Raw genomic sequence first — 14,479 nt, forward strand, 5'->3', positions numbered from 1 at the left:
CGGCCCACGCTATTGTGGGCCGCTGCTATTAATAGAAATAACTAACGTCAGAATCCAGCCTACCATCAGGCCAGTTTAGACTTCCCGTTTGTTGTATCAGTCCAGGCAGTGATGATGGTTGACTTCGTCTGGCTATCAAGCGAGTCAATAAAACCACTGTCACCGATATTCGGGGAGAATCCGCTCATGGCCTGCACCAACGTATCCACGGCATTGGCAGAAAGGGCTTTATATTCACGTTCGCCTTGTGGATCTTTATCACCCATTTGGGTGACGATATCCGCACGATTACCATTAAAGTAATCATTGAAGGTCACAGAGCCTGTCATTTCAAACTGTCCCTGTACCGAGGTATCCCGGACATTGCGGTTGGTCAACAGAACCAAATCGTAGCCACTACGTTGGAACCACAAGTTTTGCCAGTTGATATCGTTGAAAACGATTTTGTCGCCTTGTTTGATATCTTCAACCACGTTATCAATGACATTCCCACTGACCACAAAGCTATTGACACCCATTCCTCCCTTAAAGCGGTTCTGATATCCGCCCAGCACCAGCAGATCATCGCCATCACCACCATTAAACCGGCTGAACTTGGAAACCACATCGGCAATCAGATGATCATTACCCGTACCACTATTGATTTCCGCGTGATATCCCATCAGTTTGATAGAGTTACTGCCATTGTTGCTATCAATTCGGTTATAGTTACCAAATACGGTCGCAAAGTCGTCACCCTCTCCCAAATCTACCTGATTGTTATTACCAATAGTGACGACATAATCCTGATCTTCACCGGCATCAATGCGGTTGAAGTTACCAGACGCCACGATATAGTCGCGTCCTTTGTCACCATGGATCACCCCATTTTCACCGAAAGCAAAGACCTGATCATTACCATCTCCCATGTAGGCATAGTTAATGCGTCCGGCCAGTACAGCAACATCATCACCAGCTCCGCCAAACATGATATTTTCCCGTCCCATCAGAACGCCCACGTCATTACCTTCACCACCCGTGAAAATATTAGAGGTTCCCACAGAGTAGAAGACGTCATCACCACGGCCGCCCCAGACGTTGTTGTTATCTCCCAGATATGCACCAAGATCTTTACCATCACCACTCCAGTTAAAGTTGTAGTTACCGAGGGAGATGTGAATATCACCGTCACCTTGCAGATGACCGCTGTTGCGCAGGAAGTCAAACGTTTTGTCCTTCATGTTCAACAAATCAGCTGTCAGGTTCTCTTTCAGGTTAGTCACCAGAGATTTCATCTCAGCTTGTTTATCCTGATTGAACAGAGTCGCAAACAGGTTTGGCAGGTTCAGAGCGTTAAACCCAAATGCACGTTCTGGTTGTTCAGCTACGGTTTGCCCAGTCGGCTGATTACCTTCACTCAGAGATACCTTGCCTTCCTCAGCGTCAGCAGGTGTTTTTGCTTTCAATCCGTGGCTTTCTGCGAAGGATTTAATACCATCAGCACCGGTATTTAACCCGGCTTTTAAGCCATCAAGTAATTTTTCCGGATCAGTGAATGCTTTCAGTTGATCACCACTGAATTCCCCGATGATCTCCAGCATTTCTCGCAAAATAGCAACACCATCCACTGGTTGACCGGAACGGGAAACAATATGTCCATCTGGTGTGTAATCGACACCAAAGATATCCGCCAATGTAGTATCAGCTCTGACACCAGCGAGATTTCCCAGTAGCTTGTTTTTAATCTGACGTGGCAGATCCGTCGGACTGAACGTAAAGGTGGTTTTTGCCATTCCTGTTGAGGTGTATTGCTGGGTCATCAAACCAAACAGTGAACCCAGATTGGTATCCAGTATTGATTGGATATTGTCACCAAACATGAAGTTCCAGTTACCGGTTGTCACCTGAATATCAGCACCTTGTCCACCCACAGCAAAGTTGAAAGCCAGTTTTTCATTTGCCTGCCGGAACTTATCTGCCCGGCTGAGGCTTCCCGGTTCCGGTTTATTACCAGCCCCTCCCAACCATTGGTTGTAATTTTTGTTCAGGGTACTTTCGATATCATTTTTCAGGCCGCGGCTGCTACGTTCGTTCTCTGTATTGAGTTCAGTCAGGGTTTCATATTTGACACTGCTGGTCAGATCGAGGCCAGACAGATCGCTGATATATTTCTTCGCCCCTTCCAGGGACCATTGTTGATCCTGCTCTGTCAACCAATCCGATGAACCTTGTGAGCTGGCAATATTTTGCAATACGCCCGAAATGCGGGCCGCACCATCAAATGGGTTGACCAATGGCGGTGTCGGAATGGATTTTTCCAGCATCACAATCAGGTCATTGCTGCGTCCCAAGTTAAAACTGACGTTACGGTTCCCCACAAACAGTTGTGCACCTTCAATTGCCTGATAACCAGCAATATCTACACTGTGCTTGATGTCCCCATGACCAATGTGAACCATCACATTGTTATCACCGAAAGCCAGAGATTTAAAGCCGCCTGTTCCCACTTTGATGCCAACATTAGTGGTTCCCCAGTTGATAGCAGTAAATTCTCCATCCCCTACTTGTACCTGAATATTGCCGGAGTAGCTTAGTTGGTTCTTTGATGGTGTTTCACTGGATACAACGTTATTCCCGTTTTCATGCGGTTTCGGCGCGTGGAATGTTTCTGTGTTTTTCGCAATCGCACCTTTTGCTTTGGCTTCAACGTCTGTATGCCCCACACGAGACAAGATAATGTCACCTTCAGAGATACCACGACGGACACGTTCTGCGCGCGCTTCCACTTCACCATTGTCATTCCAGCCAAGCACGATTTTGTTGTCCACCAGTTTGTGAACCCAGTGGTCCTGAGCATCACGGGTATGTTTGCGGCCAATGCTGTCTACCGCAACTTCACTATTACGTGCCGACACTGTAGTGCGGAGCCCCTGCCCATCAAGTGCTGAAATAAAGCGTCGGGCGAAACCGTCACGTTTATCATCACGGATCAATGAACAACCAACAAGACTGATATGTTCAGGCTGGCCTGCTTGTCTGAAGTCTGTACTGAACTGTTTCAGTTTTAGTGCCAGTTCGTCAGCACTGTATCCCGCCATGCGAGTCAGATGCTGAGTTGATTCATCACGCCCGTGTCCGACAATCTGCCAGCGTAATTTGCCAGACAATACCGTCGGATCACCATACACCACGCGATATTTTCCATCTGCATCAAGCTGAACAATCACACTGGTATCTGGATGTTTACCTGCCAAACTCGCAGCCGCTTTGGCGACCGTCGGATCATTTTCTGTCTGGATGATAATCTGACTATCAAAACGGCTTTCGCCCCCTTCCGCTTGTGGTGTGACGGTAACGCGTTCCCATGATTCGACATTTTTATTGTCAACCACACGATCAACACCTTCAGGCAGATTGTCCTTGAGTGGTGATTTCACCACATCGGTAATTTCAGTTTCTGCACGTGCTTTCATTGGTGTTTCATCAAACACATTCAGATCAAGGATATCCCTCATGCTTATATTGTGTGTTGGTTTATAGGTCGCCAGTACACCGCCATCCATCACCACTACACGGTAAAAAACAGCTTCACCCGCGTCATTTTTCGGCATTTTGTAGCTGTTTTCCATATTCAGACCAGATTTACCGAAGAAACGGGTCATGTAATCGCCAAATTTCTCGGCAGACGAGAATTCGATAATACCGACATTCGGATCATAGAAACCATAGACACGATTTTCACCGCTGCCTTTCGCCCACGCACTCATCGCATGACCGGGTGCATCCAGTTCAAGCAGAACCGGTTTACCCTCGGCATTTGCCGCAGTCACTTTATTAATTACGCCGTTAACAGTCAGTGCCCGCTCGCCTTCCAGTTTCTCTTCCCATACTTTGATGAATGTCCCATACATCGGGTTACGGGCATGAAGAGCGGCCAAAGATCCCAAGAACTTATTGGCATTAGCAAGTTCAGTGTCTGAATACAGATCCGGATTACTGAGTACGGCGGCTGTGGAGTACATTTTTTCCAGTAACTTACGGGCAACGCCGTCCTGACCATCGTTTTCAAGCTGTTTCGCCACCAGAACCAGCTTCGATAATGGGTCACAACGCCCACCGTAACCATCATTGGACAGATTCAGGAACAATGTCTGTGGTGCAAGCTGTTCACTCGCCTTAGTATCAGCAATCCCCGTAGAAGCTACATCACGGAACAGGAGGTTGAATTTTTCAGCCTTCTCCTGGAAAGTGACTTTCAAGGCTCTGCTTTCAATTTCCCATGTCAAAGCACCTTTTTGTTCTGCGCTCCAGTTTCCTTTAACCAGCAGATCCGCCAGTTGCTTGATGCTCATGTCTGAACGGAATCCATCCACGATCTGTTTGGCATGGCCCTGCTTATAACCTGCCAGAAAATCTTCTGTTGTGCGGATGTCATACGTGGTTATACCTGCTTTGTTTACCTGTGGTTTCAGCGCTTCACCAACGTTTTTCAATTCACCCCAGATGTCTTTAAGTATTTCTGGTTTATCAGGCTGGCGTTGCACATCAAACAGGTTAGTCACAATCTGCCGCGCAAATTGTTTCATTAGCCTGTTGCTGGCTTCATGTCCATAAAAAGTATGTTCACCCGATACCTGATAACCCGATAGCCTGAGTTTGGTGCGCAGTTTTTCACCTTCAGCCCCCAATCCTTCGTTATCGGTCAGCAACATGATTGGTGTCTGTTTCGAGATACCTTGCAGGTTTTTCTCCACAGAGAACTGCCCATTCACCGCTTTCGCCAACGCGCCCACGATCCCCGCCGGATTTGATACTTCATGGGCTGTAATGGCTTTGGTCATACTCGGCATTGGGCGATCAAGCAACAGACCGGATACTGGCTGTCCACTGTGTTCTGCGTAACGGGCAAGATCTGCCGCAACCGCACCTCCCATTGAGTAGCCATGAATGATGATATTTTCCGGTTTGATACCACGATCATTCACCAGATAGTGGAACATGGTGCGGGCATCCTGATACAGCCCTTTTTCACTTGGATGACCATCACTTAAACCGTAGCCTCGCATGTTTACCGCGAGCATATCAACGCCTTGCTTTTGATAATGACCTTGAATAGCGTCGGCTTGTTCTTCCGCTGATGAACCGGAACCATGAATGAAAAGTACGACTTTTTTCGCTGTCTTCTGTTCCGCTGTTCCCTGCTCGGCAGATGCGTCTGTTCCTTTATCAGAGACATGGTAATAACCTGTCAGGCGGCCAGCATCACCACGTAATGTAACTTTATCTGCTGTACCGTTATTAACCGCATGATCCAGCAATATCTGGGTATCTTCGTTGATATTGCGGCGGGCATCTTTTGCACCGTACAGCTCATTATTCAGAAAGCGTGCTATCGGGTTCAATGGTTCGCGCTCACGCGGTGGTGTACCATCATTATCAATAGCGACATTTTCCAGTGCTTTGTTTTTGTCTTTGCTTTCGCTGTGACCCGGTTCTGTCAAATTTTCACCGATCAGGCGGCTTGGCTTCCTGACAGTGCCCTCAACCTGAGCTTCCTGCAATGCCTGTGCATAATTGAACAGTTCAGTAGGGGTCCAGACGCCAAAGTGTGGTCGCCATTTATGTCCGATGACCTGATCCGCTCCTCCCGCTTTGAGAACTCTGGCAACGATACTTGAACAATTATCTGTCAGTAGCTGGTAACGGGCATCAGGATTCTGGCTGATTTTATGCCATTCCGCCTGCATGGCTGCGGCGTCCAATCCCGCCAGATTAATACGGAAAACACGTCCCTGATCAGGTTCACTGGCTTTGAAGTCCTGAATGTTACTCAGTTCATACTCTGCAAATTGACGAATAACATTGGCAACACGCTTCTCAGTCAGTTCAGGTGTCTGTTGTTTTGCGGCTGTCCGCAGTGCTTGCGCAAATCCCTTACCGACTTCAAACATGTCCATGCTGCTATCTTCCCACTGTTGTATAAACGGGCGGGAAATATGCTCCGGTATACCAGCAGGTTTCAGCAGATTAGGATTTGCCAGCGCAGCCATAGCAAATCCTTCGCTGATGTCTTCAAATTTTGCATCAATGCCTTTTGCTGCCTGTAATTTTTCAATAAATCTTTCCAGCTTGCGTGCGCCATCTTGCATGCCAAAGTTATCATTTTCTTCGGAAGAGACATCCAGCTCCAGCGCTCTACTTTGTCCTGCCGGTTGGCTGAGGTCACGCCAACGGAGTCTTACCTCCGGATGTTCCGCCGAGGAAACATTAAAAATGCGGCCTATGTTGGTTGATTTGCCACCTTTTGGCCACCAGCTGACATAGTTTTTCTCATTAAATTCCCCGGCATTTTCTGCACTGACTTCAATACGTCCATGTCCGATTTGCAGGGCTGCATGTCCTAACCGACTGTGATCGCCTGGCTTCCAGATAAACAGCGTGGCACTGATCGGAGATAATTGCTGTTCAATAGCCTGATGTATCTTTTTCAAACCAGAGACATCAATTCCCTTACCATCTTTCGCCAGGTCACGGGTATTCAGATTTGAGAAAACAGCTTCTGTCACTGACTGTCCATATTCTCTGGTAACAGATGCCTTGACTTGCTCAATCGCTTTTTCTGCACTTTCTGCTTTCGTGGCAATCTGAATATTGGATTTACCACGGGTAACAAAATCTCCCTGCTCATCAATATAAAGATGTTTCGAATCTTTCAGACTGGCATTGCCCAGTTTGTCGTACAGATCACTGAAACTGCCCTTACCAGAACTTCCCACGCTGGATTCTGCAAGCGTTGTTGACTCGTTAATCCGCACATTAACTTGTGACAACAGGTTTTTCAGTGCTGGCACACGTTCTGAATCTGGATGTCCCAATAGATAGCCTTCCACCTGATGACGCAAGGCAGCGAGTTTTTCAATGGCATTCAGGTCATAATCTTTATTTTCTTGCAGCACATTTTCATAGTTTCTGAGCGCATCCAGTACCTTCTGATAACTGTCGCCACGGATTTTGCCTTTAACGTAAGCCGCTTCCTGCAATTCACTGACAGACATCAGATCTGTTTTCGGTTGGTAATTCCAGCTACCTTCCACTTTTTCGGCCAGAATACGGGTACGTCCGTTATCATGAGAAACAATGCGATCATCCACCAGATATAACTTATCAGGCAGTTGAGCATAATTGTCATAGTTGGCGAGGATAAAGCGTTCAATAGCTTTAATCTGCGCTTTATCGGACTGATCTTGCACAATAATGGTCTTGAAGCTCTCGTTCTCAGAACCATCACCGCGCTTGCCCGGCCACGGATGAACTTCAAAACCTTCCTCATCAGAGTCACGTACCAGCAAGTTACGCTCTGTACGTAATCCATAGAATGGCAATGCCTGATTCAGCAAATTGTCGATAGCGCTGGTTTTGATATTCAGATCAATCAGTGTATCCGGCTTATATCTGTCAGGGTGCAACGCAAGAAGTTTTTCCTGTTCTTTAAGGCTAAGTAAGTCAAAACGCGCTTTTACGGAGACGCCCGCTTCTGTCAGTCTGCGACCAATTTCGTCAGGCGGTACGCCCTGGTACTCTTTGGCTGCTTTATCCAGCAGGCGGACTTCTCCCACTAACCCTTCACGCTGTAATTGACGCAGTACCGGTAATTCGACATTCCAGAAATAGTTGCCCAAACGCAGGCCACCTTCAGCAATGACATAGACATCATCACGTGATCCGGTTGCATACAGGGAACTCCAGAAACCCGTATTACTCCGCGCAGATGCGTTAATGACTGATTGCAGTGCCTTCTGCTGTGCATTATCGGAATCAAGGAAAATACCGCCCCAACGCATCAGTGTCTTGTTGAGTTCAATGGCAAAAGAATTACCTTTTACATCAATATCGTAAACGACTTTTTTACCGTCTGTTTGGGCTGCGTCAAGAATGTCGCGGTATTGTTTAAAGTTCTTGCCAGACCAGAACGACACAATGCTTTTATCACCATGGGCTGGCTCAAAACTATAGCCATAGTGCTCAAGTTTTGAAATAAACTCGACCCGCTTATCCCAGTCATAGTCGATTGTGGCATCAATGAACAGTTTCGCCAGTGAAGATCTCTGTTCTTCCGGTACGCTGTTTTCAGTTCCGTTCAGGTAACCTTCAATAAAAGTTACCATTTTTTGTCTGAGATCGTCAGGGATATCCGCATCCACACGTTCAAAGCCCGGTACTGGAATATAGTTTTCGGTCGCCATATCATTATCGCTATCCAGCCAGCGGTAAATGTCAGCCACTTTCTGTGCTCTGATCGCGGCCCCAGATTCTGCTGATGCCTCTGTCGGTTCTGGCTGCGCCTGAGTTTTTTCCGCCTGAATTTCTCCCAGTGCTTCCAGCTCGCTGAGATCCAAACCGGAAATTTTCTGTTCTTTTCTGACAGAACTGACAGGCATATCAGCCATGCTGCTGACTGATATATCGGTAGATGTATTGACAGAAATATTGGCGGAAACCTTACTGTCAGCCGATGGCTGCGCAGTTTCCTCACTTTGGGCATTCAGATGAGTATGTCGCTTTCTGATACGCACTCCGGCATTAATCTGTAAACGATCCAACGCTTCTTTTGCATCGTCAAGTTCGTTCAGATCTTCCTCCAGATATTGCAACTCCATACTGAGTCCCTCCTCTGTTTCAACAGAAGAGTCGGAATCAATATGGCTATTGGCTTTTTCGGCGTGATTTTCAACCGTTGTTTCAAACGTTTTTCCAGTATCAGTAGCGGATTGCCCCTTAACTGACAATCCGCTTCCCGTTGCTTGCGCACGGTTCGGCAGGCTATTGCCATCTAGCTTCGCGCCTTTAGCATCAGATTGTACTTGTGCCGTTTTCATCTCCGCCGCAGACACTGCATATTGACCACGCTGTTCTGCTTTTTGTACTGCGGATTTTCCATCATGGGCAGCCTGTTCAGCCTGTTTCATGCGAGCTGTAGCTTCTTGTTCGCGCAATTCTATGCCGGCACGGGTCTTTTCAATATCCTGTAGAGACTGCTGATGGTTTTGTTCCCCGTTGAGGACACCTGACTCAGATTTGGTAACGGCGTCTTTAATATCACCCAGTCGTTCTGAAGATGCTTGCTGAGAGTGCTCTAGTTGCTGTTGTGCTGTCTCTTTTGCGCTGTTCAGTTGAGATTGCAGATTTCCCAACAAACCACCAGCAAACTGATCACGCCACTGACTGCCGGATTGTCCATGATGCGTCGCATGATCATTCAGCGCTTCTAATCCTTTAGTTTTTGCCATCAACGCTTTGGTAATTGCCTGCGCTTCATCATTGATAGAATCACGCTGCGATTGACCATTAGTCTCCAGTGCATCCAGATCGGTATTTTCCAGTTGCGCCTGAGTGCCAGAAACTGCTGCTAATTGTTTATCCCTTTCCTGCTCCAGACGTTGACGATCAGCTTCTGCTTTTTCTTTATCCTGTAAGGCATTCCGGGCTGCCTGATCCTGTTTCACATGCTTAGCAATACCACTGCCTGGCAGTTCAGATTGAGCAACAACGTTATCCAAAACGTAACCCAGACCATCATTTTGGCCCGTGCCTGCAAATTCGAGCCGATTACTGCCCGCCTGTGCTTTCAGGGTTAACGTTTTGTTGCTCCATGCAGCATCACCTGCGGAAACTGAAAAAACAACTTCGCCATTCCAGAGTACACACATTCCATTGTCAGCAGAAATACTGGCACGCCTTGCAAAGTCAAAACTGACTGTGATGGATTCTCCTTCGGTGAGGCCGTTGATATCCTGGTAAATGTGGGTATTAGCATGGGTATCAAGTTCACTGACGCGCTCACCATGACCTTCTTTACTCAGGCCATACGCTTCAGCAGAATAATCAGCCTCAACCCCATTCGTGGATTGCCATCCCGCAGAACCCTGCTCAAAATCACCATTGGTAATTAAGTTGCGTACCTGATCCGGGTAGACGTGTTTTTCATCACTTAAAGCATTCTGGATCGCATCAGTGTCTGGCGTATCCACACCTGATACACTACCTTGCAGGCTGTTCTGCAACTCAGAAGTCACTTCACCAATCTCTGTCAGCCTGAAACCATTCAGAGAGGAAATTTCCGGCAGATCAATAGCACCACGCCCTTTATGGGTCCCCGATGTGTTGGCTTCATCACCATTCACCAGATAGTTAATGCCCTGACTGCCAGCGGTGCCGAGTAATGTTTGTTTGATGTTATCAAACAGTGCGCCCAGTTTATTGCTCTGAGTATTGCTTTCTGCCACGGCAAGGCTGTAGAAATCTCCGTTACCTACCTGTACAGCTACATTGTTTCGCGCATAAGAAGCATTGATGTTCAGGCCATCGCCGACACGGATATTGGCATTACCCGTCCCTTTCATGACAGAGACATTCAGACCATCACCCACACGGGTATTAACGTTGAATTTACCCCACGCCACGTTGACAGAGACACCATCACCGACTTTGGTATTTACATTCAGGTCGCCATGAGTAGCCGTCACACTCAGACCGTTTCCGACGGTCGTGATGATATTGCCTTTGCCTTTAGCGGCTGTTACCTGTGTACCGTCGCCCACGTTTGTGACCAGATTGCCCTGACTCCACAACGCGTTGAAGCTATCACCCTCGCCGATCTGAGTGACAATATTGGCATCACCTTTGGCAAGCACGACATTACGTCCATCACCCACTTTTGTAATGACGTTAGCTTTGCCCCAGGCACCGGTGTAATCATCACCATTACCAACATGAGTAATGATATTGGCTTGCCCCTGAACAACCGTAATTTCCTGACCTTCACCTACCTTAGTGATGATATTCGCTTCACCTTTAGCAAAGTTATAGCGATCTCCGTCACCGTAATGAGTCAGGATGTTGGCTTTACCCCAAACCGCGTTGACGCCGGAACCATTACCCACTTTGGTAATGATATTGGCTTCGCCTTTGGCAAATCCGACTGTGGTTCCGTCGCCAACGTGAGTCATAATGTTGCCGATTTTAGAAACCAGCAGACCGACAGCGGTTCCATCACCGACTTTAGTCAGAACGTTTCCTTTGCCGTTCAGCAAAGCTGCCGTTGTTCCCTTACCAACATGAGTCACCACGTTAGCTTCTGAAGCAGCAACGACGCCCATAAAATCGTTACCGACTTTTGTCACGATATTGGCTTTACCCAATGCCAGCACACCCGTCAGTCCATCACCGACATGAGTCATAACATTGGCTTTGCCAAACATCGCAGCCAGTGTTGTGCCATCACCGACTTTGGTCATGATGTTAGCAGTGCCGGCAAACAAGCCGATACTGGTTCCTTCACCAACATGAGTAAAAATGTTGGCCTTGCCCACCATTAATGCCGCCGTCAGACCATTGCCGACTTTGGTCAGAACGTTTGCACCACCAATCATGGCTGCAAAAGTGGAGCCGTGACCAATCTGAGTAAAGATATTGGCTTTGCCGATCATCGCAGCCAGTGCGTCACCATTACCAGCTTTAGTCGCAATGTTGGCTTTGGCGATCATCAAAGCAACGCTGGTGCCATCACCAATGTGAGTAAAGACATTGCCAAATGCCAGCATTAATGCCAACGCATCACCATTACCCACTTTGGTAAAAATATTGCCGCCGCCCGCCATTATTGCGAACGCATTTCCTTCTCCGACATGGGTAAAGATATTACCGACTGCCAGCATGGCGGCAATGGTGTCACCGTCTCCCACTTTAGTGAAGATATTACCCGCCGCAGCCATCACACCCAATGTTTGTCCATCACCAACATGGGTCAAAACGTTACCTATCCCCAACATGATGCCGGTAGTATCGCCATTGCCAACTTTGGTCAGAATATTCGCACCACCTAACATGACGCCGGAAGTTGTTCCATCGCCAACATGAGTCAGGACGTTAGCACCACCCCCCATAACAGCCAAGAGGTTACCCTTACCCTTTTTGGTCAGAATATTGGCACCGCCCAGTGCAACTGCTTTTGTATCAGAAGAAAGTGGATTAGAAGTATCACTATCACTGCTGATATGGGTAATAATGTTGGCACCGCCGAACAAGCCAGCTTCAAGATCCCCTTCCCCTATCTTGGTCAGGATATTGGCTCCCCCGGCCAGAATAGCAGAAACATGGCCCTGCCCCATTTTAGTCAGGATATTAGCGCCACCAACACCAGACCAGACCGCATCCCCATGACCAATTTGAGTGTGAGTATTAAAACCCCCACCCATTGAAACGCGACTATTGCCATTACCTTTGTGGATAGAAATATTGCCGGCCGCCAGAAGATGAGCAAGATAGCGACCATCACCAACGCGAACCAATACGTTTGCTGCTCCACCAGCATTGACTTCCATATCCCCGCGCTTCGCCTGATGAAGAAGTACGTTAGCAACACCGGCACCATTAAAGCTCAGGTTTCCTTCCTTGCCTTTTTTGATGATGACATTTGCACCACCGGCACCATTAAATTCTGTGTTACCGAATGCGGAAGTGTGTTCAATAATGTTGGCAATGCCCGAGCCATTAAAATAGACATTACCCTTTGTTACATTGGATTTGATGACGTTGCCACCACCCGCACCTTCATAACGAACATCTCCCGAACTTTCGCGCCGCTCGGTAACTGGGAATAACGACTGATCACTGTATTCGTGCGTTCTGGCGACGCGTTCAGTCGTTTTGTGTACCATTCTGGCACTGTAATGAAGATCACTCAGTGAATAACCACCAGTCCCCATACTGTTATAACCATTGCCAGCAGAAATAACTTCGTTTGCCACATTGGTCGTATAATCACCTTCTTTGTACCAGGGGCGCGCAATGTATTGCAGTATTCCGGTTTCAGGATCATTCCTTAGCTCAACCACCACAATTTTGGTGTATATGCCCAGTTTCTTAGCATATACATAGGTGTTTGGCATCCGGTTAGATTTGACAGCTTTTACATCAACTGTTGAGCCATCCTGATAAATCGCATAACCGCCCATTTTGGCATCTGATAAAATGATTTCGGACGCATTAACTTGAATGCCATTACCATAATTCATCCATTCGTTTTCAGTCAGCTTCTGCGTTACTGCCTGAATAGTGACAGGTTTCTGATGTTCAACGACCAGATTTGACAGGGTATATGCGCCGTCAATATTGACATCCACAAAACCACCCTGACCAGAAATGTCTTGCTTCTCAAGTCCTTTAAGGTGATTACCTTCTTTATACCAAGAGGTCGAATGGTATATCAGTTTTCCGGTCACCGGATCATTACGAAGCTGAACTTTATTGATTTTAGTATAAGTACTATCTGCAAAAGCAAACAGATAAGTATTCGGCTCTCGTGTTGATTTAAGACCTGATACCTGATGATCGCTGCCAATCCATGAACCATTCATAGTGGCATTTTTCAGAACAATTTCTGCGGCAGCAGCGTATTCTATTCCTTCGCCACTGAAATCATTATCGGAACCTTTACGGACAATTTTGTTATAACCACCCGCACCAACAAAATGGATATCCCCCTTTTCAACATCGGAGTACAGGTTGTTATAACCTCCAGCGCCCTTAAACAGGATATCTCCCTGCACGCCTTTGCGGGTGATGCCGTTGTATCCTGATATACCAGAGTAATTGATGGCACCATTTTCGCCCGTGTGGTTAATTTCCAGCCCACCGGCAGCACCAGCAAACTCAATCGTACCATTATGTGTTTTATTGATAGCGGTATATCCAGAACCGCCTTTTACGGTCAGGGAACCGCTTGTGTCATTGACATTCAGGTAACCGGCACCACCAACAATGGTATCATGTCCCCATGTTGTATTAATTGTTGCCCCAATCGATCCGACAACAATATAGTCATTACCACCGTAAGCATTGATGACACCACCGACGCCTATGGCGTGTATAGTGTTGCCGTCATTATCATCTTCGTATCTACCGGTAAAGAAGTATTCTGCACTTCGGTTAGATGATTTCCCCATAAATATTCCTGGTGTTGGGCAAAAAAATTAAACAGTAAACCACTGCACCCGACGGATACAGCGGTCATTTTTAATATCCAGAATGCCCCGGACAGTACAGGCTTTCTGCCCTTTCCACGCTGCAAAAACACGTCGGCGCAGATCACAGGCAATGTCACGCGCATGTCCAAAAGGCGCTATCATTTCTGGAAAAAAGATATGCTGACCAGAGCGCCAGTCTTCATGCATGATTTCCCGTTCACCGGAAAGGATTGCATCCCGACTGCTGTCAGACAAAAAAGCCCAATTACAAAAAGCAACTGGGCGTTGGTATTTATCTTCGTAATAGCAAAACTGATTGAGCTGAAATGACGGTAAAATACGTTGTTGCCATTCTGCAACTAAATAGCGTCGATGCAGGGGAGAATGCTGACAAAGTAACATCACCCCACCAATTAATGCTTGTATTTCAGTCTGACTCAGTGTTGCTGGTTGATGTGTGATCATCATAATCGAGC

The 14,479-nt window shown here is 47.1% G+C and carries 2 protein-coding genes; both read right to left on the reverse strand.

The window, feature by feature from the left end; translation table 11 throughout:
* Positions 1–65: 65 nt before the first annotated feature.
* Positions 66–13,982: an MARTX multifunctional-autoprocessing repeats-in-toxin holotoxin RtxA gene (gene rtxA / locus BDD26_RS18900; RefSeq protein ID WP_115827420.1), complete on the reverse strand. Its 13,917-nt coding sequence runs from the start codon at positions 13,980–13,982 to the stop codon at positions 66–68.
* 27 nt (positions 13,983–14,009) lie between these two features.
* Complete coding sequence (gene rtxC / locus BDD26_RS18905) at positions 14,010–14,471, reverse strand: RTX toxin-activating lysine-acyltransferase RtxC (RefSeq protein ID WP_115827421.1); 462 nt, start codon at positions 14,469–14,471, stop codon at positions 14,010–14,012.
* Positions 14,472–14,479 lie beyond the last annotated feature (8 nt).

Source organism: Xenorhabdus cabanillasii (genome assembly GCF_003386665.1).
Classification (GTDB): domain Bacteria; phylum Pseudomonadota; class Gammaproteobacteria; order Enterobacterales; family Enterobacteriaceae; genus Xenorhabdus; species Xenorhabdus cabanillasii.